Origin of the sequence: Methylobacterium gregans, from assembly GCF_022179245.1 — a bacterium.
In the GTDB taxonomy this organism is placed as follows: domain Bacteria; phylum Pseudomonadota; class Alphaproteobacteria; order Rhizobiales; family Beijerinckiaceae; genus Methylobacterium; species Methylobacterium gregans.
Window position 1 is genome coordinate 1 of sequence record NZ_BPQM01000142.1, and the last position, 22421, is coordinate 22421.

A 22421-nucleotide genomic window follows, 5' to 3' on the forward strand; every position below is an offset into this window, starting at 1 on the left:
CATAGGCCGACACGATGTCGACGGCCGGTTCGACGAGATTGGAGCGCAAATCCGACGTTTCTTCTGCCATTGCCACAACCCGATGAGGACACCTACACGAGCTAGATCTGCGAGCGTTATGGCAAGATCAAGTGCCAATGCCTACCTATGCACACAAGCTTCCCCGCAACGATCCAGAAACACGTGAGGCTCGAGCCCGCCTCGGCGCGCTGAAATTTTGTCGTCAAAACGTGAGGTTGTTTTAACAGATCCTGAATTTATTCCCTGCTCGCTCTAGCCAGACCGCGTTATACGTGGCGGCTGGCCGAACTTCTGGGGCACAAAGGGCAGAACAGACCGCGCGCAGGCCTCGGCACCACGACGCGGCAGAACATCCGGGACGGGATAGCGCCATGATCTTCGTCACGAACGCTGCCGGAAAGGCGATCTACATCGGCAGGGAATGGACCGATTTCACCGGTCAGACGCTGGCGGAGGCGGTCGATTACGGCTGGATCCGCGTCCTGCATCCCGAGGATCGGGCCGTGGTGCGCAGCATCGTGGCCGAGGCGATCCGGCGGGAAGAGCCTTTCAGCGTGCGCTACCGGCTGCTGAATCCCGCGGGGCACCACATCTGGGTGCTCGGAGGTGCCGTACCCTCCTTCGGACCGCCGGGCCGGTGTTTCCTGGGCTTCCTCGGCGCGATCGCGCGGATCCCGGATCCCGACGAGGCGCGCGCACGGGGGACGATCGGATCCTTCGATCCGCCACAGGATCGCGCTTTGGAAACCGCACGATCCAGCCTGGAGATGGCGGCCGACCACCTGATCGCGGCGCACGCGCTTCTCGATCGGCCGGGCGGCGCACACCTCCTGACGGGCTTGCGCACGGTGCTCTACCAAGTGGGCCTCGAACTCGCGAGGAGCGACGGGGCGGACGGCTCGGACCAAGTTCACTGACCAAGTTCACTGGACACGTCCAACGCATCGGCTCCGCGCCGACGCAGCCCGTCACGCGGCTTGGCGGTTCACCTTACTCTCGGCCATGGCGGTCAGCTTCTGGTCCGTCGCCTTCTCCTCGTCGAGCGTCTGCTGGAGTACGCCCGCGCAATCATCCCGGCCAAGGCGGCGCGCCCAGGCGATCAGGGTGCCGTAGCGTGTGATCTCGTAATGCTCTACGGCCTGTGCGGCGGCGAGCAGCGCGGCGTCCAGCACTTCCGCATCGGCGATCTCGCTCGCGGTCTCGTTCGCCTCCTTGATGATACCGTCGATGGCCGGACAATCGACCGCCCTCGGCTCATGCCCGTGCATCTGGAACACCTGTTCCAACCGCCGGATCTGGTTCTCGGTCTCGTGCAGGTGGGTCTCGAAGCCCTGCCTGAGCTGGGGATCGCTGGCCTTGGCGATCATCTTCGGCAGCGCCTTCGTGATCTGGTTCTCGGCGTAGTAGACGTCCTGCAACGTGTGCACGAACAGGTCGTCGAGCGACTTGATGTCCTTCGTGAACAGACCCATGACGTCCTCCTCAGACGATCAGGCCGAGGTTTTCGGCCTGGCCGAACTACCGGCTCGTCTTGGAGGAAGCGGAAGCGGGCAGCAGAGTTCCTGAGATGCCGCGACGAGCCCAGGCATGGCCGGGTGGCAGGGATGGGAGCGGAGGCGCAGCTCGTCTGCCGGGCAACGACCGGCCCGTGCCCGCGTCGCGGCGGATCCTGCCAGAGGGCTCCGCCAGCACTCTCGACCGCCTCGGAATCGACCCGGAAACGTTGCTGCGGCCGGCTGATGCGCGGCTGCAAAGGCCACGCTGAAAACGTTACCATGCAGCCAGAACATGCCCCACCGCACGCCGGCGGCGTAGTGCTGCACCGCAACCTATGGCACAAGGATTTTGCGCAGCCGCGATGGCGTCGCGGTCGCGCAGCCCTCTTTTGGGCGTTTCCTCCCTAGACTTCGGGCCGCTCCTTCGGGAGTGGCCTTTTTTATGGCCCGCAGTCCAAGAGGGTTCTAATCTCCTCCCTGCGCTGTCGGCAAGCAGAATGATGCGCGAAGCACCGGCCGCTGGCGATCTCCTGCGCGAGCCGGGCCAGCGTCATCCCCCTACGCGGCTCCGCGGATCGGATCATGCCGACCTTCCGGTCCTAGCTCTGCTCGGCAATGACGGCCGCGAGGAAGGCCAGGACGCGCTGCGCGAGCTCCGGCTCGCGCACCAGGGACCATAAGCGCAGCAGCTCGAGCGTCTCATGGAGACGGGGCTCGACCGCGACGCCCTCGATGAAGACCGCGATCGGAACGCCAAGAGCGGCGGCGATCCGCTGCAATGTCACGCCCGGGATCTCGGCCGCGTCCGCGGCGGGATCCGTGCCGTATCGTTTCCCGGTGCCCATGCGGACATCCTACGTCGCGCCGCGACGCGCCGAGTACACGGTCGCGCGCAATTCAGACCTGCGATCACATGATCGTGCCGAGACGAAGCCCATTGGTCGTCGAGCCTGACGCGCCGTCGAACGCGAAAGCCCCGGGAGTTTCCTCCCGAGGCTTTCTGCGGCTTGAGAGCCAATAATGGGGCGGGCAATGCCCGACCCGTTGGTCCGGTCTTAGTACGAGCCGAACTTGTAGTTGACGCCGGCGCGGACGACGGCGAACTCGGTGTCGCGGCGGTTGTTGGTGACGCCGGAGACGAGCTGCACGCCCGGGCTGGACAGGCCGACCGGCAGGCCGGCGGCGTTGACGCCGAACAGGCCGTTGTTGCGGTTGCCCTGGTCGAGGTTCACGTAGAGGCCTTCGACCTTCAGCGTCACGGCCGAAGCGCGGAAGAAGTTCAGGAACGAGTCGGTGGGGAGGGCGTACTCGATACCGCCGCCGACCGCGTAGCCGGTCTGGAACTCATCGCGCGAGGCGTTGGGCAGACCGAAGTCGCGACCGCCGCCCGAGCCGTAGGCGAAGCCGCCGGTGGCGTACACGAGGGTGCGGTCGAAGGCGTAGCCGAGGCGGCCGCGCACGGTGCCGAAGTAGTCGAGACCGGTCAGGCCGTTCGGGTTGAAGATCAGCGCGCCCGGAGCCTGCACGGCGCCGACCGGGGCGATGGCGAAGCGGTTGCGGTCACGGCCGAAGTCCACGTACTGCGCGTCGGCCTCGATACCGATGACCACGCCCGAGCCGGGGGTCAGCTGCCAGTTGTAGCCGATCTGGCCACCGCCAACGAAGCCGTCGGCCGAGCGCTCGCCCTGGAAGGCGATCAGGTTGGGGCCGGCGGCCGTGGTCAGGCCGTACGAGCCGGGCACGGCCACCAGGGTGCCGCGGTTGTTGTCGCTGGTGCCGAAGCCATAACCGGCGTTGAAACCGGCGTAGAAGCCCGTCCAGGTGAAGACCGGAACAGGGGTGAACACCGGCGGCGGAGCGGCGCGACGCGGAAGGTCGGCGGCCGACGCGGCAGCGGTCAGGCCGGCAAGGACCGTGGAGGCAAGCAGGATCTTCTTCATGGCTCAAATTCCTCGTCCCCGGGGCGGGGACCATGGCCGGAGAGAAAAACCAAAGCGCGGCCGCTCGATAGTGCAGTCCTGCAACACCGAGGGAGCGAGCCGGCAAGGCCGCCAGCCGAGAGGTGCGGGAGCGCACAAGCCTTGAGGGGTGCCGGTGAATTCCGTGACGGACCCCTCCGCCGTTAGACTTTTGCCAGGATTTCGCCGTGGCGGCAGCCGGAGCCGGAGCGGTCCGGAGGCGTGCGATCCGGAGGCGTGCGGTCTTGAAGCACGCGGGATCGGCTCGGGCCGCGCCCGTGCAGCGGGGCCTATGAAACCACCGCGGCTCGGCCGCGTTAACCCGCCAGATTGGATTTCTTCTAATTCCGAACGGTGCGGATTTCGGTCCGGCCGGGCAAGCGCGGAGGAACACGATGGCCAACACCATGAACGCCCAGTGCCAGAGCTGCCGCTACTTCGACACGCACAAGGCCACGCAGTCGGCCGGCCAGAGCGGCGACGAGGGTCTGTGCCGCTTCAACCCGCCGGTGACGCAGCCGGGGCCGCAGGAGCACGGTCTCTGGCCCGTCGTGTCGGCGTCCGACTGGTGCGGCCACTACTCGCCCGAGATGATGGCCGGCGAGTAAGCTTGTCCTCCCGACGAACGAGAGGCCAGCCCGGCGGGCTGGCCTTTCTTCGTGTGGAGGCTCTCAGCCTCCGTGGGCGGTGCCGGACACCGCGTGCGGGACGCTCCCGGCCTCAGGCTCGTCTCGCACGCCCACAAAACGGCCGAGCAGGCGTTTGAGCACCCGGGACAGGCTGTCCACCAGCAGGAAGACAGCCGGCACGAAGACGAGCGAGAGCAGCGTCGAGACGATCAGGCCGCCGATCACCGCCACCGCCATCGGAGCGCGGAACTCCCCGCCGATGCCGAGCGCCAGCGCCGAGGGCACCATGCCGGCCGCCATCGCGATCGTGGTCATGACGATGGGACGGGCGCGCTTGCGGCCCGCATCCACGATCGCCGTGACCGGATCGACGCCCCGGCGCATCTCCTCGACGGCGAAATCGACCAGCATGATCGCGTTCTTCGTCACCAGCCCCATCAGCATCAGAATGCCGATCACGACGGGCATCGAGATCGACATGTTGCACAGGAGCAGGCCGAGGATCGCGCCGCCGATCGAGAGCGGCAACGAGAACAGGATGGTGAGCGGCTGCAGGAAGTTGCCGAAGAGCAGCACCAGCACCGCGTAGACCATCATGATGCCGGCGCCCATCGCCAGGAGGAAGCCGGAGAAGACCTCCTGCATGATCTCGGCATCGCCCGTCTGCTTGATGGTGACGCCCGGCGGCAAGCTCTTCGCGGTCGGCGTCTGCAGCGCCTGGGCGATCGCCGTCCCCAGCGCGTCGGACCCCTCCAGGTTGGCCTCGACGGCGACGCGCACGGCGCGGTCGTAGCGGTCGATCGCGCCCGGCCCCTGGTCGAGTTCGATGTCGGCGACCGCGGCCAGCGGCACGGCGGTGCCGTTCTTGGCCGGCACCTTCAGGTTCTCCAGCCGCGAGAGGGCGCCGCGGGCGCTCTCGGGCAGCATCACCCGGATCGGCACCTGGCGGTCCTTCGCGTTGAACTTCGCGAGGTTGAGGCCGATGTCGCCGATCGTGCCGACCCGCACGGTCTCGGCGATGGTGTCGGTCGAGACGCCGAGGTCGGCCGCGGCGCCCGCCTTCGGGCGGATGCGGACCTCGGTCCGGTTTAGCGGCGCCGTCGACATCACCGAGACGAGATGCGGGATCCCCGCCATGTCGCGCTGGAGGCGCGCGGCGACCTCGGTCACCACGTCGACGTCGGGGCCGCTCACCACCAGGGCGAGGTCGCGCTGGCCGCTCTCGCGGAGCGTCCAGGAGCGGATGTCCGGCTCCTCGGCGAGCATCGCGGCGATCTCGCCCTCGAGCGTCCATTGCCGCTTGGCGCGCTCCGCCTTCGGCGTCAGGTTGACGATGAGGGTGGCGAGGCGCGTCTCCTTCTTGCCCGGCAGCTGGCGGCCGCCGTCGACGAAGACCGAGACGACCTCGGGCAGCGCGCGGATGCGCTCCACCACCCGGTCGGAGACCGCGACCGTGTCGGCGAGCCGGGCGCCCGGCGCCAGCTCCACCATGAACAGGGTGCGGGCATTGTCCTGCTTCGGAATGAAGCCGGAGGGCAGGAGCCCCGTCGAGACGAGCGAGCCGGCAAACAGCGCGAGACCCGCGATCAGGGTGATGAAGCGGTGGCGCACCGACCACGTCACGACGCGGGCGTAGGCGCGCATCACCGGCCCCTCGCGCTCCTCGTGATGGCCGTGGTCGCGCAGAAAGTAGGCGGCCATCATCGGCGTGATCAGGCGCGCGACCAGCAGCGACATGAAGACCGAGACCGCGATGGTCAGGCCGAACTGGATGAAGTAGCGGCCCGCGATGCCGCCCATGAAGGAGACGGGCGCGAACACCGCGATCAGGGTGGCGGTGATGGCGATGACCGCGAGCCCGATCTCGTCGGCGCCCTCCAGGGCGGCGCGGTAGGCGGATTTCCCCATCCGCATGTGCCGGACGATGTTCTCGATCTCCACGATCGCGTCGTCCACCAAGATGCCGGTGACGAGCGTGATGGCGAGCAGGCTGATGCCGTTGAGCGTGAAGCCCATCGCGTCCATCGCCCAGAAGGTCGGGAAGACCGAGAGCGGCAGCGCCACCGCGGCGATCATCGTCGCGCGCCAGTCGCGCAGGAACAGCAGCACCACCACGACCGCCAGCGCCGCGCCCTCGATCAGGGTGTGCATCGCCGATTCGTAGGAGCCGCGGGTCGCCTCGACCGAGGAATCGATCCGCTCGAAGCGGATCTCCGGGTAGCTCGCCCGGATCTCCGCCATCTTCCTCTCGACGCCGGCCGCGACCTCGGCGTCGCTCGCGCCCGAGCCGCGGGAGACGGCGAGCGCCACCACCGGCTCGCCGTTGAAGCGGGCGAAGGTGCGCGGTTCCTCGATCGCGTCCTCGATCGTCGCGAGGTCGTCGAGCCGGACCTTGCGACCGCCGGGCAGGACGATCGAGGTCGCCTTGAGGTCGCGCAGCGTGCGGGAGGCGGCGAGCGTCCGGATCGACTGCTCGCGCCCGCCGACCTCGCCGCGCCCGCCCGCCATGTCGGCGGAGGTGAGCCGGAGTTGCCGGTTCACATCGGCCGCGGTGATGCCGAGCGCCAGGAGGCGGTCGGGCCGGAGCGTGACGCGCAGTTCCCGAGCGACGCCGCCGACGCGCTCGACGCCGCCGACGCCCTTCACGCCCTGGAGCGTGCGCGCGACATTGTCCTCCACGAACCATGACAGGTCGGCCGGCGTCATGGCGGGCGAGGTGACGCCGTAGATCAGGATCGGCAGGCCGGTGATCTCGACCCGCTGGATCACCGGCTCGTCGATGGTGCGCGGCAGGTTGATGCGGATCTTCGAGATCGCGTCCTTGACGTCGTTGACGGCACGGTCGGTGTTCACCTCCAGGCGGAACTCGACCGTGGTGACGGAGGAGCCCTCGGTGATCGACGAGGTGATGTGCTTGACGCCGCGCACGCCCGCGATCGAGTCCTCGACCCACTTGGTGACCTGGGTCTGAAGTTCGGAGGGCGCCGCGCCCGACTGGGTGATCGCGACGGAGACGATCGGCACGTCCACGTTCGGCATGCGGGTGACGGCGAGCCCTCGGAAGCTGACGAGGCCCAGCACCACCAGAACGAGGAAGAGGACGAGGGGCGCGATCGGGTTGCGGATCGCCCAGGCGGAGACGTTGAGGCGCATCGGGCAGTCCCTGGGGGCGGTCCGTCAGGAGGGAAGGGCGGCGCGCGTCAGGGCGCGCCGGCATCCGCCGTGGCGCGGGCCGCGGGCATCGCGGCCACAGCGGGGGCGGGGGTGGCGAGGAGGACGGGCCGAACCCGGTCGCCGTCGCGCAGGAAGCTGCCGGCACGCGCCACCACCCGCTCGCCGGGCTCCAGACCCTCGCGGATCTCGATGTCGTCGTCGTCGGAGAGGCCGGTGCGGACGGGGCGCGCCTCGACCTTCTCGCCCACCGCAACGAGGACGCTGGAGCCCTTCGCGCCCCCGTAGAGGACGGCGGCCTGCGGGACCGTGACGCCGCGGGTGCGGGCGAGCTCCACGGCGCCCCGCGCGAAGGTGCCGATGCGCAGGCACGGATCCGGCTGAAGCCGGACCCGGACCTTGCCGAGGCGGCTCGCCCGGTCGACCTCCGGGTAGACCACCCGCACGCGGCCCTCGACGCGCTCGCCCTCGCCGATCTCGATCCAGGCGGGCGAGCCGTCGCGCAGGCGCGGCAGCTTGGTCTCCACGACCTCGCCCTCCAGCTCGATCTCGCCGCGGGCGATGAGCCGGAACAGGGGCTCGGCGGAGGCGGAGGCCGTCATGCCGACGCGGGCGGTGCGGCGGCTGACGATGCCGGCCTCCGGCGCGCGGATCTCCGTGCGGGCGAGGCGCAGTTCGAGCTCGTCCTTCACGGCGCGCGCCTGGGCGAGCTCCGCCCGGGCGATGACGAGGCCGTTGCGGGCGAAGGCGAGCTTGCCCTCGGCCTGCCGCAGGGCGGCGGTGCGGGTCTCCATGATCACCGCGGTCGCGTTGCCGGAGGTCATGAGCTGGCGGGCACGATCGTAGGCGAGGCGGGCCTCGGTCTCGGCGGCCTCCGCCTGCTCGATGGTGCTCTGGGCCTGCGGCACGACGGCGGCGGCCTTGTCGATCAGCGCGCTCTGCTGGGCGAGCTGGCGGTCAATCAGGTCGCGCGAGAGCCGCGCCAGCACCTGACCGCGCTCGACGCGGGCACCTTCCTCGACCAGCAGCTCGGTGATGCGGTAGCCCTCGATCTCCGGCGTCACCAGGATCTCGTCGCGCGGCACCAGGGTACCGGTGACGACCACCGTCTCGGTGATCTCGCGGCGCGCGGCCTCGACCACGCTGACGGCGGGCGGGGGCGGCGCCTTGGGCGCGGCGGTCTCGGCGCGGGCGGCCGCCGGAATCCCCGCGAGCGTCAGCCCGAGCATCAGCGCGGCGGGCGCGGCACGCAGGAGGACGGGTCTCATGATACGGTCTCCCCGCGGGGGTATGCGGTGGCCGGCAGACGGCCTTCGAGGCCGGCCTCCATCAGGGCGCAGAGCCGCGCCGCCGCCTGGGCCGGGTCGTAGTCGGGGCTGAGCGCGCGGGCCACCACGATGCCCTTCATCTGGGCGTCGAGCAGCGCGTGGAGCCCGGCCGGATCGCAGCCCGGCCTCGCCGCGAGCGCGGTGAAGATCTCGGTCATCCAGCACCGCGCCTCGTCCTCGCCCTGTTTCACCAGGGCGGCGATATCGGGGTTGCGGGTCGCCTCGGACCAGAGATCGACGCGCAGGACCGCATCCTCGCGGGTCATGTTGGCGAAGTAATGTTCGATGATGCGCAGCAGCGCCCCGCGCCGGTCGCCCGCCCGCTCGAACTCCTCGACCAGCGCCATGCCGCGCTCGCGGTCGCGCTCGGCGAGGCCGCGCACGACGGCCTCCTTCGACTCGAAGTAGCGGTAGATGTTGCCCGGGCTCATGCCAGCCTCGCGGGCGAGATCCTGCATCGTGGTGCGGTGAAACCCGTTGCGCACGAAGCAGGCTTCCGCGGCGTCCAGGATGTGCTCGCGCCGCTGCGCCTGCGCGCTGCGGACCTCCGCGACGGCCGCCGCGCCGCTCACGAGGCGCGTCCCGCCTCGGCGGGACGGAGGGCCGCCGCCTCGTCGGTGAGTTGCACGGACCCGCAGGCACGCGGCTGAAGGTCGAGGCCGGCGCAGAGCCGGGCCTGCCAGCCGGCCGGCCCTGCACCGGTCCAGCTCACCAGCGCGAACCAGCCCAGCAACAGAACCGCGCCGAGGGCGAGATTGGCGGGCGCCACCGCTTCGCGCAGCACGGCGACGATGCGCGGCTCGGTCGCGGCACCAGTCCGGCGGTTCGGGAGGATCTGGCTCGACGCGCGCATACGCAACTCCTGCGCTACTCCTGCACTGACCCACACCATAATGAACGTTCATTCTCACGTCAATGAACGTTCATTCTCGTCCGGACCGGCGCGGGGAACGGGGGTCGGGCGCGCGCGGTTCTCCGGTACGTCCCGCTCCGTGCCCGCGCTCGCCGGCCGAGGGAGTCAGGGGCGTCAGGCGCGGCAGGTTTCTCGGGATCGGCGGATGCGTATGCGCGGCGATAGGATATCCGTGACGAGGCGGGGGTGGTTCGCGGCCCTGGCGCTCGTCGGGGGTGGCGTTCTCCAAGCCGCCGCCGCGGAGCCGACGGTTCGGATCGTCGCAACCGAGCTGCGCGCCCCTCCGGACTCCCACGAGCCGCAGCGCGCCCTGGTCTCGCTGCACAACGGCGGCGCACCTGTGGCCGGGCTCACCCTGGCCTGCACGTTCCAGGACGAGGGCGGCCGGCCGCTGGACACCGCGGAAGCGCCTGTCCGAGAGATGGCCGAAGGCGCGAGCGCCGTCACGGAGGTGATCTACTACGGCTGGCCCCGCGCCAGCCGTGCCGCCTGCCGCCTCACCGAACGCCGCTGACGCGGCAGCCGAGGACGGCTTGCCAGCAAGCGCCGGTTCATGGATCGCCTCGCGCGCGACGGATCACATCGCGCCGATCACTTCGCGTTGCAGCCGATGCAGATGCCGGTGCTGATGCCGCCGCGGGTCTGCCCATCCGGGGCCCGATCCGGATTGTTCTGCGCGGTCGGGCTCGCGGCGCGGCTCGGAGGCTTGGTCTGGCCGGTCGACGTCACGTTTCCGGCACGCTCGGTCGTCTGCGGACCGCCTCCCGTCCCGGTCCGGTCGACCTGGGCGAGCGCGGGACCGGCGAGGAGCGCGGCGGCGAGAACGGCGAGCACGATGGGCATTGGTCTGTGAAACTCCGGATCTGTGCCGGGCCAACGCGCGAACCCGTCGCTTCGCCCGGCTGCGCGGCGATCCGACGCCCATTCAGAACGGCCAGACGGTGTCGGGCGGCTCGCCCTCCGCCATGAGACGCTCGCCCGGCGCGATCAGGCCCACGATCGCGTCGAGGGATTGCGGGACCCGGATCGTACGGCCCGCCGCCGTGATGAAGGTCTCGTTGCGCAGCGGGTCCGTGTCGGAGAGCGCCTGAACGGCCGTCACGCGCAGGAGGTGCCGACAGCCCTCCTCGTCCTGCACCTGAAGGTAGCTTCCCACCCGCTGCACAGCGTCCACGGCAATCCCCCGTCGGCGGCCTTTGTTCGCCAAATGTTCTAGTTCAGAATCAGGCCGGACGCACGCGGAACCTGCCAGGGGACAACCGGCGGCGGTCGGCGTCCCGACCGTCGGTCGGAGGGCTCGGTTCGGGCGATCAGTCCGGAATGACGTAGCCGATGGCTGAGAAGGTCAGAGCCATCGCGGTGGCGCAGACGGCCAGCCGACCCAGGCCGCTCGGCGGTCCGATCTCCGAAGCGACCCGCTCGTCCTGATAGCGGGCCAGCATGGTCTCGAAGCTCGGCACGGCGCGCGAGGCGAGCCGGAGCCAGAGCGCGAGCGCGGCCAGCCCGAGGACCAGACCGCCGTAGGTGAAGCCGTCGTCCAGCACAGGCGTTCCCGTCGCCAGACCCCCATCAATACACCTTAGGCGTGCATCTTCCGCGCCAGCAAGCGCGTGCCGACCTGCCATGCCGCCGGCCCGCTCGCGATGTGCGTTTTCGCGCATGGCCGCCGCGGCCCGCTCCGCAGCGGGCCCACGGCAGACGCAGGGCTGCTCTCGATCCGACGCGCTTCCGAACCGCGGCAGCGCGCTTACCTCACGCGCGCCGCCGCACCGTGCGGCGCCTCGGCCCTCCCACCCGGCAGCAGACGGAGCTTCGCAGATGCGTACCTACACGCTGGCCATCGCCGACGACGTCCTCTTCGTATGCCTTCCCGACGAGGCGGATATCGGGGAGGCGATCCAGGAGACGACCGCGACCGCCTACGGGGCCGGGATCGAGCTGGAGATCAGCCGCGGCGCGGTCCTGACCGACCGGCCCGAGGCCGACGACCACGTCATCTGGGCCGACGGCCCCGACGGCGAGCTGACCGATGCGGAGGGCCGCGCCTACCGCTACGCCGTGCGCCGCAGGGCCTGAGGCGGCGGAGCACCGAGCCACTCCGCGAGCCTCGTGTAGCGGCGCCGGTGGCCGCCGCGCACCGCCATGGCGATCGCCCGGCGCTGGCCGACCAGAACCACGAGCTGCCTGCCCCGCGTCACGCCGGTATAGAGCAGGTTGCGCGCGAGCATCGTGTAATGCTGCGTGACCAGCGGGATCACCACCGCCGGGTACTCGGAGCCCTGGCTCTTGTGGATCGTCGTGGCGAAGGCCGGCACCAGCGTGTCGAGCTCGCCGAACGGGTAGGTCACCTCCCGGCCTTCGAAACCGACCACCACCGCGCCCTCGTCGTCGTCGATGCGCAGGATCCGGCCGAGATCGCCGTTGAAGACCTCGCGGTCATAGTCGTTCTGCGTCTCCATCACCCGGTCGCCGGGCGCGAAGCGCCAGCCGAAGCGCTGAACTTCGGCCGGCGGGTCCGGGTTCAGGACGCGCTGAAGCGCGATGTTGAGGTTGCGCGCGCCCATCGTCCCACGCTGCATCGGCGTCAGCACCTGAACGTCGCGGGTCGGGTCGAGGCCGAAGGCGCGCGGGATGCGCCGCGTCACCACCTCGATCAGGCGCTCGACGCCCGCCTCCGGATCCTCGACCTCGACGATGTGGAAGTCGGCCCGCTCGCCCGGCCCCGGCCGCTCCGGCATCTGCCCGGCATTGATCCGGTGGGCGTTGCGCACGATCCGGCTCTCGGCGGCCTGACGGAACACCTCCGTCAGCCGCGCCACCGGGACGGTGCCGGAGGCGATCACGTCGGCGAGTACCTGGCCGGGGCCGACCGAGGGGAGCTGGTCGACGTCGCCGACGAGGAGCAGGCCCGCCTGCTCCGGCACGGCCTTCAGCAGCGCGTGCATCAGGGGCACGTCGATCATCGAGCACTCGTCGAGGACGAGGAGATCGCAGGGGAGGGGATTCTCCTCGGTGCGCTTGAAGCCGCCGTGCCGGGGATCGAATTCCAGCAGGCGGTGCAGGGTGCGCGCTTCCAACCCGGTCTGCTCGCTCATGCGCTTGGCCGCCCGGCCGGTGGGTGCGGCGAGCAGCACCCGCACCCCCTTGGCCGCCAGGATGCGCAGCACGGAATCGAGCGTGCTCGTCTTGCCGACGCCAGGGCCGCCGGTCATCACGGCGATCTTGGAGGCCAGCAGCAGGCGCACGGCTTCGCCTTGCGAGGGCGAGAGCGTCTTGCCGGTGCGTGCCTCGACCCAGGGCAGCGCCCGCTCGACGTCGATCGCCGGCCAGGGCGGCGCGCCGGCCGCCCGGCGCACGAGGCGCTCGGCGATGCCGCGCTCGGCCGCGTGGAGGCCCTTCAGGAAGATGCAGGGCTCGCCCGCGACCGTGTCGGCCACGACGTCCTCGGCGCGGGCGAGCGCCTCGAAGATCGCCGCCCGCACCAGCGGGGCCTCGACCTCCAAGAGCTTCTCCGCGAGGCCCGCGAGATGCTCCAGCGGGAGCGCGCAGTGCCCCTCGTCCATCGCGGTCTGCAGCGCGAAGGCGACGCCCGCGCGCAGGCGCTGGGGTGCGTCGGGGGCGAGACCGAGCTTCATCGCGATGGCGTCGGCGGTGCGGAAGCCGATGCCGCGCACGTCCCGGGCGAGGCGGTACGGGTCCTCGCCCATCACCGCGATCGCCTCGTACCCGTATGTCTTGAAGATGCGCACGGCGCGGGCCGTGCCGACGCCGTGGGCGTGCAGGAACAGCATGATCTCGCGCACCGCTCGCTGCTCGGCCCAGCCGGCGACGATGCGGGCGGCGCGGGTGCGGCCGATGCCGCCGACCTCGATGAGCCGGTGCGGCTCGGCCTCGATGATCTCGAAGGTGCGCGCGCCGAAAGCCGCGACGATGCGCTTGGCCATGGCCGGACCGATGCCGCGCATCTGGCCCGAGGCGAGATAGCGCTCGATCCCCTCCGGACCGGTCGGCGGCGTGACCTTGAGCGTCTCGGCCTTGAACTGAAGGCCGTGCTGGCGGTCCGAGAACCACAGGCCCGTGGCGGTGATCCACTCGCCGGCCGCGACCGCGGGGGCATGCCCGACGACCGGCACGAGGTCGCGCCGTCCCCGGGCCTGCACCTTCAGCACGCAGAAGCCCGTCTCGGGACTGTGGAAGGTGACGCGCTCGATCGTGCCGGACAGCGCCTCGACGGGCGATCCGCGCTCCGCGCTCTGCGGTCCCACCCGCTGGTTCATACGCCGCACGCTCGCTCGGGCCGCCGGGGCCGGGCCGGAGCACCCTAGCGCCGCGGGGCGGGGCCCGCGATCCGCGCCGCCCGCCCGTCACCAGGATTTCCCAGCTCAGAACGGTAAGATCGGGATGCGGGGCGCCGCCGCAAAGGCGGCAGATCGTCCGAGCGGGCGCGTTCCTTCAGCGGTCGTCGTAGAGATCGTAGGGGTCGAGCAGGCCACGCAGCGCCCGCGTCTGCGGGTCGGCGATCTGCGCGAGTTCGCGGTCGAGGCCGCGCAGGAAGGCCTCCCGTCCGTCCTGGAGGTCGCGGCCGAGCCCTGCGAAGCGTCTCTCCGGCTCGACATGGGCCGGGTTCGTCGTGACCACGAAGCCGATCCCACAGCTCGGCAGGGCCTGGGTTCCGGGCGGGCGCAGCCAGTAGCAGATCCGGACCCGGGCGAAGTCCTCGCCGGGGCGCCGCTCGGCGCGGATGTCGGCGAGGCGGAAGCTCTCGGAGCGCGCGCGCGCCGCGTAGGCCAGCGTCTGCGCCACGGTCACGTAGCCGTTGGTCCGGTGCTCGCGCACGAGGCGCACCGCCTCGGCGGCGGAGGGGAGCGCGGATTGCGCCGCCGCCCCGGAGGCGAAGAGCGCGCCCGCCGAGAGGGCGGCGGACAGGGCGATGCGGAGCAAGTCGGGTCTCCAGAAGCGGCCGGCCGAGCGGCCGGACGGCACTCTAGGCGAGCGGACCCGCCTGTCGAGGACGTTCGCGCGGGATCTCCGGTCACGCCCGGTCAGAGGACGGCGCGGATCTGCTTCAGGGCGAGTTCCTGCCCCGCCGCCAGATCGAGCGGGCCGACGAAGCGGCCGGAGGCGTCCATCAGGTAGAGCATCGCGGTGTGCTCGAAGGTGTAGCCGCCGTCCTTCAGGGGCACCTTGCGCACCTCGGCCCGGAAGGCCTGCTCCACCTGCCGGATCTCCTCCGGCGTGCCGGTGAGACCGGTGATCCGGTCGCTGAACGAGGCCATGTAGTCCCGCATCACCGCGGCCGTGTCGCGCTCGGGGTCGACCGTGACGTAGTAGACGCCGATGTCGCGCCCCTCCCGGTGCAGGGCCTCGATCAGGTTGGTGAGGTCGGCGAGCACCGTCGGGCAGACGTTCGGGCACTGCGTGAAGCCGAAGCCGACGAGGTAGGGCTTGCCCGCGAGCGTCGCGGAATCGAGCACGCCGCCCTTGCTCGACTGCAGCCGGAACGGGCCGCCGATGACCGACATCGCCGGCCGCATCGGCCCGCCCGGCAGCAGCGCGACGGTCGTGCCGACGATCGCCGCGAGCCCGAGACCGAGCAGGCCGAAGGTCAGCAGGACGCTGCGGCGCGAGGCCCCCTCAGTGGGCATGCTTGTGGCCGGAATGATCGTGCCCGGCCTCGCCCTCGGCGGGCGCCTTGGCGGCGATGCTCTCCACCGCGAACTCCACCGGCACGGTGCCGGCCTTCTCGAAGACCAGGGTCCCCTTGATCCGGGCGCCCTGCTTCAGCTGGGTCTTCAGATCGAGGAACATCATGTGGTTCCCGCCGGGGGCGAGCTTGACGGTCTCGCCGGGCGCGATCGCGACACCGCCCTCGATCGGAGCCATCTTCATCACGTCGCCCTGCATCGACATGCTGTGGAGCTCGGTCCGACCGGCCTCGCTGAGCGAGCCGCCGACCAGCCGGTCGGGCTCGGTGCCGGTGTTGGTCACGGTGACGTAGCCGCCCGCGACCTTGGCGCCGCCGGGCGTCGCCCGCGACCAGGGATGGCCGATCTTGAGGCTGCCGGCCGTGTAGTCGTGGGCCGCGGCGAGCCCCGCGGACGCGATGAGCACGAGGCCGGCCAGTCCGAGCGCGCCGAGGCGCGGGAAGCGGGCATCCGGCGGGAATCGGGTCATCGCGAGGTCTCCTGAGGACGGGGGACGGGACGGGGGCTGCCGGTTCGGCGCCGCCAACGGCCTAACGCCGCGCCGCGCGGGCGAGAAGCCCCAAGCGTGCGGAGCCGGGGCGACATGATGACAACCCGCGCCCGTCGGACCCGGCGCGCCTCAGCCCCGCTCCTCGGCGGCGAGCCGTTCGACCTCCGCGCGCAGGACCGCCTCGTTCTCGGCGACGCGGCCGGCGAGACGCGCGGCGGCGACGGGAAGCGTCCAGGCCCGGATCTCTGCGAACCCGATCCGCGGACCCGGTCCCTGCCGGTAACAGAGCGTGTACCAGAAGGCGACGAGGTCGCGCAGACGCGCCATGGCGGCCGCTCTGCCGGGGCCGTCCACCACGCGACCGAAGCGGATGAGCATGGCGGTCCGTGCCACGTCGGCGGCCGGGTGGCCTGCCACGGCCTTCTGCCAATCCACCACGCGCCAGCCGTCGCGGGTGACCAGCACGTTCTCGGGATGCAGGTCGCCGTGGCAGAGGGCCTCGCCCCGCGGCAGGCGTTCCAGCCGGGCGAGCGCGGCCGCGCGCGCGCCCTCCGAGATGCGAGCCCGCACGATGCTTTCCCGCAGGATCGCGTGCTGATCGGGCAGGCCGGCGCCCGAGCGGGCATGGATGCGCCGGTGCATCAGGGCAAGGGCGCGGAAACCCGGCATCACGCGCAGCGGATTGACGCCGCAGTGCCGGAGCAGGGTGCGGCCCTCGACCCGATCGAACAGGATGCCGGTGCGCTCGCCGCGCGCGACCACGGCGTGCGCCCGAACCGAGGGCAGGCCCTGCGCGTGGGCGAGCCGCGAGGCGCGGAATTCCGCCGCGATCGCCTCCGGATCGGATCCGGCAACGTAGAGCTTGAGGACGCGGCCCGGAGCGTCCGCGAAGACCTCGGCGCTGCGGCCCACCCCCAAGGAACGGGCAGGATCCGGCGCGATCGGAGACAATCCAGAGAAGACGAAGGGCGAGGCCTGACCTGCCATGGCTCTCCACCACAGGCATCAGCCCCCACGGACAATGCTATCGATGCGGACCTTTGCTCCGTCAATCGCGCCGGCTAACGATGGGAAACGTCGCGAACAGATGTCGCGCGCGTGTGGCGCCCGCTCAACACTTTACCGGCTCTCGAACGAGTCTCGCGACAGCCTAGCGCTTTTGAGGGATGAGCTGCCGGATGCGTCAGGCCGCGCTCGCGCGCAGGTCCGCCATCATCCGCAACGTCGCATCGGCCGGAGCAGGCCGGCCCAGATGATAGCCCTGCATGAAGCGGCAGCCCAACGCTTCCAGCGTCGCGAGATCCTCGGCGGTCTCCACGCCCTCCGCGACCACGTCGAGACCCAGGGCCCGGCCGAGGCCGAGCACCGCCTGGACGAGCCCGCGCTTGTCGTCGGAAGCGGCGAGCCCAGTGACGAGGCTCCGGTCGATCTTGATCCGGTCCGCCCGCAGGGCGCGCAGAGAGGCGAGGGCGGAGTAGCCCACCCCGAAATCGTCGAGCGCCAGGCGGATCCCGGCCTGCGACAGGGCGGAGAGCTTGCCCTGCGTGGCCTCGATGTCGAGCGCGGTCTCCTCGGTGATCTCGATCTCCAGCATCGGGAGCGACAGGCCGAGCGCCCGCAGCCGCCCGAGCACGATCTCGTCAACGGGAATCTGCGCCATCTCGCGGGGCGAGACGTTCATGGCGACGCGCACATCTCCGAGCCCGCGCTCGCGCAGGGTCAGCATCATCGTGCAGACCTGCTCGAGGATGAAGCGCAAGAGCGACTCGGTGAGGCCCGCCGCGGACGCCGCCGCGATCAGGTCACCCGGCGGGATCCAGCCGTGCACCGGATGGTGCCAGCGCACCAACGCCTCGAGGCCCACCACGTTGCGTCCCGCCTGCCCGAAGATCGGCTGGAACCACACTGCGAGGGCGCCCTCCGCCAGGGCGCGCGACAGATCGCGTTCGCAGTCCCGGCGCATCGCGAGGCAACGCAACAGCCCCTCGTCAAAGGCGCGGAAGCGGTTCCGGCCCGCGGCCTTGGCGGCGTAGAGCGCCTGGTCCGCGCAGGTCAGCAGGTCGGTCACGCTGTCGGCCGGGACCTGGCAGATGCCGATGCTCATGCCCAGACGCCCGGTGACGAAGCTCTCGAACGGCTCGGCCACGCGCCCGATCAGGCGCTTGGCGAGCCGCTCGGGCGGGCAGTCCGATGCCGCGGGGTCGTACAGGAGGGCGAACTCGTCACCGCCCAGGCGCGCGGCGCAGCATCCCGTCGGCAGGCTCTCGGCAATGCGCCGCGCGACCTCTGCAAGGAGGCGATCCCCGGTGGTGTGGCCGTAGATGTCGTTGACCGACTTGAAGCCGTCGAGGTCGAGCAGCATCAGGCAGGGCCGGTCGGCGAGCCGCTCCTCCGCCTGCTGGGCGAAGCCCGCGCGGTTCAAGAGCCCGGTCAGAGCGTCGTGAGTCGCGCGGACCCGCATCTCCTCGGCCAGCGCGCGCGCGCTGGCATGCGCCGCCTCGTGCGCCTCGGCGAGCGCCGTCGCCTCATGCTTCAGGCGGCTCGTCTCGCGGAAACCCGCCTCCGAGGCGACGGCGCCGCGGATGAGGGCCATCAGGTAGAGTACGACCGTGGCGGCGAGGCAGGTGCGGTCGAAGCCGCCCGCGTAGAACAGGCAGGCCGCAGCGGAGAGGAGCGGCGGCGTGATGAAGGAGATCGGGATGCGGGCGAAGGCTGTCCCGTAGGTCACCGCCCCCGCGGTGATGCCGCATGTGATGGTGAGATAGAACAGCGTCTGGTCCGAGGTGTAGCCCGCGCAGAGAAGCGGCAGGAAGGCCCAGACCGCGCCGGACAGAAGGGCCGCCAGCCAGCACAGGCGCAGGTGCCGGTCGACCGACCGGGCGGCGGCGGCCGCCAGCTCGAGCGGCGTCGCGCGTGTCAGCGCCAAGCCTGGGCAGGCGGTCCGGCAGAGTCCGATTCGCAGCAGGTTGGCGGCAGACGAGGCGGCGAACCAGATCAGACCCGGTTCCGTCCGGCCCGCATGCGCCGCGACGAAGAGGCCGGCCAAGCCGAGCAGCGCATTGATGGGAATCGCATTGAGGACGCTTCCACGAACAGCGTCGAGCTGGTCGCGGCGGATCAACCCGATCCGTTGAGACTCGGCGCTCCGCAGGAGGCCCATGCGACGTCACCGTTCCTTCAAACTCCAGGCAGGAGCAGTAGCAATTCCTAGGCCGGAAGATGTAACGGAGTGGTGAAGCGGTAACGGAGCAAAGCAATAGACCGGGATGGCGCGATCTGCCTCGCCGGCTACGATGATCAACCGACGCGTGAAGGACCGCCCGAAGGCGGTCCCGGATCATCCCATGCGAGGATCAACTCAGCAGCGGTTTCCGCCCGCGGTCTGACCGTACTGCTTGACTGGAAAGTTCTGCTGGTTGGCGTTGCCCTCGGCGGCCGAACTCATCGGACAATGGGCCGGGTTGCGGCTGCCGTAGAAGCCGAGCGCGCCCGTTGTCTCCACTCCTTCCGAGGCGAAACCGGTGTAGTGGCCGCGGGGGCCATCGTAGGGAAAGGCCAGCACGGAGGAGGCCGGCGCAGCAACGCCGATCACGAGAACGGCAACAGCGGCGGCGATACGAATGCTCATCATGTTCCTCATCTGCGTCGTTGCACTGGTCATTTGAACTCGACCAGATCCTCCCTGGATGATTTCAATATAGACCTATCATCAGTGGCACGACGTGCTGGGACGCACCTCCCACCCGGGAAGAAAATCTGCCGCGCATGCGTGGTACCTGCCGGCTCCAGCTCAGACTACCGGCCCGCATCCTGCCGCCGACGCTGCGGCGCATGAGGCAGCGGAACGTCGAACGCTCCAGACCCTCGCGCGTCACGCCGCGGCGATCGACGACGCCCTGAACTCCGCACTCGGCGCCGTCGGCGGGCGGGCCCGATACGTGGACATCACGGTCGTCGACAGCGTCTGCAACCGCGGCGCGCCGGTGCAGGAGCGTGCCATACACCGTGCCCAGCGAGATCTTCGACCTCGACGGCGAAAGCGCCGGATCGAGCTTTAGCGGCGTACCGGCTCGGAGACCGAAACGGGTCGGTTGCCAGCGCGGACATGTCCGCGGGTCAGTCCAAAGATTTCCAGAGGGCTGCATTCGCCGCGCAGGACGCCGTCGAGCGCGCGGGCGCAACGCGAGCATATCTTCGGGACGAACGCGACCCGAATGACTTGGCAATATCTATGCTTACGGAAGAACTGGCTCCCCGAGCAGGACTCGAACCTGCGACAAGGCGATTAACAGTCGCCTGCTCTACCAACTGAGCTATCGGGGATCAGTGAAGCCGTATCTACACAGGCGGATGGGTGCTGGCAAGCGCGGATTTCGCACCGTCGCAGAAGCGTGTCCGAACCGTCACACCGGCGACGCGGAACGATCATAAGTCTTTGCGCGCAAATCAGAAATGACACCTGCGCCTACACCCACGACCGGCTCTGCATCAGCAAGTCCAGTCCTGCTCTTGGGGCTCTGCAACAGGACGGACCATCGCGTCGTCCGGCGATGCCGCGACGGTTGTCGGTTCGCACGATCCCGCGCGCCCAAGCCCCGGTCCGGGTCGGCATGCAGGATCATTCGGAGATGGATCGGGAGTTTTTGGAGGCCTCGCCCGGAATCGAACCGGGGTGCAAGGATTTGCAGTCCTCTGCGTAACCACTCCGCCACGAGGCCCTCGGCATCCGCGGCCCTCAAGGGCAGCGTCGCGTCCCGAGCCGGGCAGCCGGCTCAAGGTGGGCGGTGTCTAGCAGAGGTGCGGGTCGCGAGGCAACGACTTTGCGCGGCCTTTCGCAGCGAAACCGTGCGGCACCTCAGCTCTGCCAGACCCGGGGCAGGGGCGCCGCACGGTAGGCTTCGAGGAAGCGGGCGGCCAGACTGCGCAGCGGCCCGATCGCGGGCGCGAGCATTCGCACGACGAGGTGCCCGTTCCAGGCGCTCGCGCCCGTCTCTACGCCGAGGGTCGCGGCGCCATCGAGCAGGCCCCGCGCCTCGTCCAACCGGGCCTCGGCGCCGGGAGAGAGGTCGAGCAGCGTAGCGCAAGCGGCGGCCCCGCCGCCGATGGCTGGGCGGGCGAGCAGGGCGCCGACGGCCCCGTCGAGCCGCAGTGCGTCGGCGTAGACGAGCCGACCAGCCCGGCGCACGCGCCACGCATCCTCGAACAGTGCCGCGCCGAGGGTCTCGCCCCGGGCGGTCCGCCCGAAAGCCACGGCCTCGAAGATCAACAGGGCCGCGTCGGGTGCAAGGTCCGCTTCGAAGCTCCGGCGCACCCGCACCCGGTCGAACAGGATCGTTTCCTGCGGCAGCCAGGCGAGCCGGGCGCCCGGCCCGAGGCGAACCCGGTTCTCGATCCGGCTGATCGGCCCGTCCGAGCGATAAATCTTCTCCGCCGCCGTGCTGGTGAAACAGAGCCGCGCCTCCGCCGCGAGGTCGATCGCGACGCTGAAGCGGTCACCGCAGGCGACGCCGCCCGCGGTGTTGACGAGCACGGCCTCGGTCTCATCAGCGCCGTGGCGGCGAGGAAAACGCAGCCGCAGCGGCCCGGCTTCGGCGAGATCGCGCAGCCGAGCCGGGCCGGGCCCCTCCGCCAGGAGCGCGACGTGCCCCACCGAGCGCTGACGCGCGGGCGCCGCCCCGGTGGAAGGGACGGTCAAAGGAACGTGCGCGTTCATGCCGGGCCGCGTCCGGGCACGGCCTCGATCGGCGGCGTGGGGCGGTCGAGGATGCGGCGGCCGAACAGGCTGGCGACCAGTTCCACCAGCACGCGGGCGCTCCTCCCCCGCTCGTCGAGGAACGGGTTCAGCTCGACCACGTCGAGGGAGCGGACCAGCCCGGAATCGTGCAGCATCTCCATGATGAGATGCGCCTCGCGGAAGGTCGCCCCGCCCGGCACCGTGGTGCCGACGCCCGGCGCGATCGCGGGGTCCAGGAAATCGATGTCGAAACTGACGTGCAGGTGGCCGCCGGCCTCCGCCACGCGCTCGAGGATGCGCCGGAGCGGCGCCACCACGCCGAACTCGTCGATGTCGCGCATATCGGTCACGCCGAGCGCGCGCGCGCGTACCAGTGCGCGCTCGCCCGCATCGATCGAGCGCAGGCCGAACAGGTGGACCCGCGCGGGGTCAAGGCTCGCCCGCGCGGCATCCTCGAACAGCCCGGAGAAGCCCGGCTCGCCGCAGAGCGCCGCGAGCGGCATGCCGTGGATGTTGCCCGAGGGGGAGGTCTCGGGCGTGTTGAAGTCGGCGTGCGCGTCGAGCCAGAGCACGAAGAGCGGCCGGCCCGCCGCCGCGCAGTGGCGCATCGCGCCCTCGACGGAGCCCAGGGACAGGCTGTGGTCGCCGCCCATCACCAGCGGCAGGCCGCCCGCACCGAGCGCCGCCTCCACGGCCCCAGCTAGGTCCCGGGTCCAGGCGGCGACGGCGGTCAGGCCTCGCGCCTCCGGGGCGAGGTCAGGCGCAACGTCGCCCGCGTCGACGACGTCGTGGCCGAGATCGCGCAGGCTGCGGATCAGGCCGGCCGTACGCAGGGCAGCCGGCCCCATCAGGGCGCCCGGCTCGCTGGTGCCGACATCGATCGGCGCTCCGATCACGACGATCCTGCGCGCCGCCCCGCTCATCTCGGGCACGATCTCGCTCTCCTGCGCCACATCCGCCCCCGGCACCCCGGCCT

23 protein-coding genes and 2 tRNA genes are annotated in these 22421 nt (G+C 70.7%); 4 read left to right on the top strand and 21 right to left on the bottom strand.

Going from position 1 to position 22421, the window contains the following annotated elements:
* The first annotated feature begins 392 nt into the window (after nt 1–392).
* Nucleotides 393–938: a PAS domain-containing protein gene (locus MFF54_RS24115; RefSeq protein ID WP_238306740.1), complete on the top strand. Its 546-nt coding sequence runs from the start codon at nt 393–395 to the stop codon at nt 936–938.
* 51 nt (nt 939–989) lie between these two features.
* Here the strand turns inward: MFF54_RS24115 and MFF54_RS24120 are convergent, their stop codons facing one another.
* The 3 genes from MFF54_RS24120 to MFF54_RS24130 form a co-directional block, all read right to left on the bottom strand.
* Entirely contained in the window at nt 990–1493 is a 504-nt protein-coding gene (locus MFF54_RS24120) for a YciE/YciF ferroxidase family protein (protein ID WP_238306741.1), read from the bottom strand.
* Nucleotides 1494–2116: 623 nt separating this feature from the next.
* A complete protein-coding gene (locus MFF54_RS24125) occupies nt 2117–2362 on the bottom strand; it encodes a hypothetical protein (protein ID WP_238306742.1) in 246 nt (81 codons plus the stop codon).
* 210 nt (nt 2363–2572) lie between these two features.
* Nucleotides 2573–3457, bottom strand: coding sequence for an outer membrane protein (locus tag MFF54_RS24130; RefSeq protein WP_238306743.1), 885 nt, complete (start codon nt 3455–3457; stop codon nt 2573–2575).
* 413 nt (nt 3458–3870) lie between these two features.
* On the opposite strand from MFF54_RS24130, the gene MFF54_RS24135 reads away from it, so the two are divergent.
* Nucleotides 3871–4083: a hypothetical protein gene (locus MFF54_RS24135; RefSeq protein ID WP_238306744.1), complete on the top strand. Its 213-nt coding sequence runs from the start codon at nt 3871–3873 to the stop codon at nt 4081–4083.
* 63 nt (nt 4084–4146) lie between these two features.
* On the opposite strand, the gene MFF54_RS24140 is transcribed toward MFF54_RS24135, so the two are convergent.
* From MFF54_RS24140 to MFF54_RS24155, 4 genes are read right to left on the bottom strand one after another with little or no spacing between them, the layout of a single operon-like run.
* Complete coding sequence (locus tag MFF54_RS24140; protein ID WP_238306745.1) at nt 4147–7257, bottom strand: efflux RND transporter permease subunit; 3111 nt, start codon at nt 7255–7257, stop codon at nt 4147–4149.
* Nucleotides 7258–7304: 47 nt separating this feature from the next.
* Entirely contained in the window at nt 7305–8504 is a 1200-nt protein-coding gene (locus MFF54_RS24145) for an efflux RND transporter periplasmic adaptor subunit (protein ID WP_238306760.1), read from the bottom strand.
* A gap of 35 nt (nt 8505–8539) precedes the next feature.
* Nucleotides 8540–9175 carry a TetR/AcrR family transcriptional regulator gene (locus tag MFF54_RS24150; RefSeq protein ID WP_238306746.1) on the bottom strand — a complete coding sequence of 212 codons (636 nt, stop codon included), beginning with the start codon at nt 9173–9175 and terminating at the stop codon, nt 8540–8542.
* Nucleotides 9172–9456, bottom strand: coding sequence for a hypothetical protein (locus MFF54_RS24155; protein ID WP_238306747.1), 285 nt, complete (start codon nt 9454–9456; stop codon nt 9172–9174). Before MFF54_RS24155 ends, MFF54_RS24150 begins: the two co-directional genes overlap by 4 nt.
* Before the next feature lie 232 nt (nt 9457–9688).
* On the opposite strand from MFF54_RS24155, the gene MFF54_RS24160 reads away from it, so the two are divergent.
* Nucleotides 9689–10030 (top strand): hypothetical protein, encoded by a 342-nt coding sequence (locus MFF54_RS24160; protein WP_238306748.1) that lies wholly within the window; start codon nt 9689–9691, stop codon nt 10028–10030.
* A 77-nt stretch (nt 10031–10107) separates the two neighbouring features.
* Here the strand turns inward: MFF54_RS24160 and MFF54_RS24165 are convergent, their stop codons facing one another.
* The 3 genes from MFF54_RS24165 to MFF54_RS24175 form a co-directional block, all read right to left on the bottom strand.
* Nucleotides 10108–10359 carry a hypothetical protein gene (locus MFF54_RS24165; protein ID WP_238306749.1) on the bottom strand — a complete coding sequence of 84 codons (252 nt, stop codon included), beginning with the start codon at nt 10357–10359 and terminating at the stop codon, nt 10108–10110.
* Between the two features lie 82 nt (nt 10360–10441).
* On the bottom strand, nt 10442–10690 hold the full coding sequence (locus MFF54_RS24170; protein WP_238306750.1) for a hypothetical protein: 249 nt from the start codon (nt 10688–10690) through the stop codon (nt 10442–10444).
* A 136-nt stretch (nt 10691–10826) separates the two neighbouring features.
* Complete coding sequence (locus tag MFF54_RS24175; protein WP_238306751.1) at nt 10827–11060, bottom strand: hypothetical protein; 234 nt, start codon at nt 11058–11060, stop codon at nt 10827–10829.
* Between the two features lie 274 nt (nt 11061–11334).
* On the opposite strand from MFF54_RS24175, the gene MFF54_RS24180 reads away from it, so the two are divergent.
* A complete protein-coding gene (locus MFF54_RS24180; RefSeq protein WP_238306752.1) occupies nt 11335–11592 on the top strand; it encodes a hypothetical protein in 258 nt (85 codons plus the stop codon).
* Here MFF54_RS24180 and recD2 read toward each other — a convergent pair.
* From recD2 to rocF, 11 genes are all read right to left on the bottom strand, one after another.
* Nucleotides 11568–13793 carry an SF1B family DNA helicase RecD2 gene (recD2, locus tag MFF54_RS24185; RefSeq protein WP_238306753.1) on the bottom strand — a complete coding sequence of 742 codons (2226 nt, stop codon included), beginning with the start codon at nt 13791–13793 and terminating at the stop codon, nt 11568–11570. The genes MFF54_RS24180 and recD2 overlap by 25 nt on opposite strands.
* A gap of 175 nt (nt 13794–13968) precedes the next feature.
* Nucleotides 13969–14457: a hypothetical protein gene (locus tag MFF54_RS24190; protein WP_238306754.1), complete on the bottom strand. Its 489-nt coding sequence runs from the start codon at nt 14455–14457 to the stop codon at nt 13969–13971.
* Between the two features lie 101 nt (nt 14458–14558).
* On the bottom strand, nt 14559–15161 hold the full coding sequence (locus MFF54_RS24195; protein WP_238306755.1) for an SCO family protein: 603 nt from the start codon (nt 15159–15161) through the stop codon (nt 14559–14561).
* Nucleotides 15151–15690 carry a copper chaperone PCu(A)C gene (locus tag MFF54_RS24200; protein WP_238306756.1) on the bottom strand — a complete coding sequence of 180 codons (540 nt, stop codon included), beginning with the start codon at nt 15688–15690 and terminating at the stop codon, nt 15151–15153. Before MFF54_RS24200 ends, MFF54_RS24195 begins: the two co-directional genes overlap by 11 nt.
* A 150-nt stretch (nt 15691–15840) precedes the next feature.
* Nucleotides 15841–16698 (bottom strand): aminoglycoside phosphotransferase family protein, encoded by an 858-nt coding sequence (locus MFF54_RS24205; protein ID WP_238306757.1) that lies wholly within the window; start codon nt 16696–16698, stop codon nt 15841–15843.
* 196 nt (nt 16699–16894) lie between these two features.
* Nucleotides 16895–18871 (bottom strand): putative bifunctional diguanylate cyclase/phosphodiesterase, encoded by a 1977-nt coding sequence (locus tag MFF54_RS24210; protein ID WP_238306758.1) that lies wholly within the window; start codon nt 18869–18871, stop codon nt 16895–16897.
* 198 nt (nt 18872–19069) lie between these two features.
* On the bottom strand, nt 19070–19339 hold the full coding sequence (locus MFF54_RS24215; protein ID WP_238306761.1) for a hypothetical protein: 270 nt from the start codon (nt 19337–19339) through the stop codon (nt 19070–19072).
* 619 nt (nt 19340–19958) lie between these two features.
* Nucleotides 19959–20034: transfer RNA gene (locus MFF54_RS24220), tRNA-Asn, on the bottom strand.
* A 321-nt stretch (nt 20035–20355) separates the two neighbouring features.
* Nucleotides 20356–20429, bottom strand: a tRNA-Cys gene (locus tag MFF54_RS24225).
* A 137-nt stretch (nt 20430–20566) separates the two neighbouring features.
* Complete coding sequence (locus MFF54_RS24230) at nt 20567–21424, bottom strand: urease accessory protein UreD (RefSeq protein ID WP_238306759.1); 858 nt, start codon at nt 21422–21424, stop codon at nt 20567–20569.
* A complete protein-coding gene (rocF, locus tag MFF54_RS24235; RefSeq protein ID WP_238306762.1) occupies nt 21421–22368 on the bottom strand; it encodes an arginase in 948 nt (315 codons plus the stop codon). The genes MFF54_RS24230 and rocF overlap by 4 nt, the downstream gene beginning before the upstream one ends.
* Nucleotides 22369–22421 lie beyond the last annotated feature (53 nt).

Bases quoted from the DNA above. Each gene is read 5' to 3' on its own strand.
- MFF54_RS24115 (WP_238306740.1), top strand. From the start codon at position 393: ATGATCTTCGTCACGAACGCTGCCGGAAAGGCGATCTACATCGGCAGG.
- MFF54_RS24120 (WP_238306741.1), bottom strand. From the start codon at position 1,493: ATGGGTCTGTTCACGAAGGACATCAAGTCGCTCGACGACCTGTTCGTG.
- MFF54_RS24125 (WP_238306742.1), bottom strand. From the start codon at position 2,362: ATGGGCACCGGGAAACGATACGGCACGGATCCCGCCGCGGACGCGGCC.
- MFF54_RS24130 (WP_238306743.1), bottom strand. From the start codon at position 3,457: ATGAAGAAGATCCTGCTTGCCTCCACGGTCCTTGCCGGCCTGACCGCT.
- MFF54_RS24135 (WP_238306744.1), top strand. From the start codon at position 3,871: ATGGCCAACACCATGAACGCCCAGTGCCAGAGCTGCCGCTACTTCGAC.
- MFF54_RS24140 (WP_238306745.1), bottom strand. From the start codon at position 7,257: ATGCGCCTCAACGTCTCCGCCTGGGCGATCCGCAACCCGATCGCGCCC.
- MFF54_RS24145 (WP_238306760.1), bottom strand. From the start codon at position 8,504: ATGCTCGGGCTGACGCTCGCGGGGATTCCGGCGGCCGCCCGCGCCGAG.
- MFF54_RS24155 (WP_238306747.1), bottom strand. From the start codon at position 9,456: ATGCGCGCGTCGAGCCAGATCCTCCCGAACCGCCGGACTGGTGCCGCG.
- MFF54_RS24165 (WP_238306749.1), bottom strand. From the start codon at position 10,359: ATGCCCATCGTGCTCGCCGTTCTCGCCGCCGCGCTCCTCGCCGGTCCC.
- MFF54_RS24180 (WP_238306752.1), top strand. From the start codon at position 11,335: ATGCGTACCTACACGCTGGCCATCGCCGACGACGTCCTCTTCGTATGC.
- recD2 (WP_238306753.1), bottom strand. From the start codon at position 13,793: ATGAACCAGCGGGTGGGACCGCAGAGCGCGGAGCGCGGATCGCCCGTC.
- MFF54_RS24195 (WP_238306755.1), bottom strand. From the start codon at position 15,161: ATGCCCACTGAGGGGGCCTCGCGCCGCAGCGTCCTGCTGACCTTCGGC.
- MFF54_RS24200 (WP_238306756.1), bottom strand. From the start codon at position 15,690: ATGACCCGATTCCCGCCGGATGCCCGCTTCCCGCGCCTCGGCGCGCTC.
- MFF54_RS24205 (WP_238306757.1), bottom strand. From the start codon at position 16,698: ATGGCAGGTCAGGCCTCGCCCTTCGTCTTCTCTGGATTGTCTCCGATC.
- MFF54_RS24210 (WP_238306758.1), bottom strand. From the start codon at position 18,871: ATGGGCCTCCTGCGGAGCGCCGAGTCTCAACGGATCGGGTTGATCCGC.
- MFF54_RS24215 (WP_238306761.1), bottom strand. From the start codon at position 19,339: ATGAGCATTCGTATCGCCGCCGCTGTTGCCGTTCTCGTGATCGGCGTT.
- MFF54_RS24230 (WP_238306759.1), bottom strand. From the start codon at position 21,424: ATGAACGCGCACGTTCCTTTGACCGTCCCTTCCACCGGGGCGGCGCCC.
- rocF (WP_238306762.1), bottom strand. From the start codon at position 22,368: ATGAGCGGGGCGGCGCGCAGGATCGTCGTGATCGGAGCGCCGATCGAT.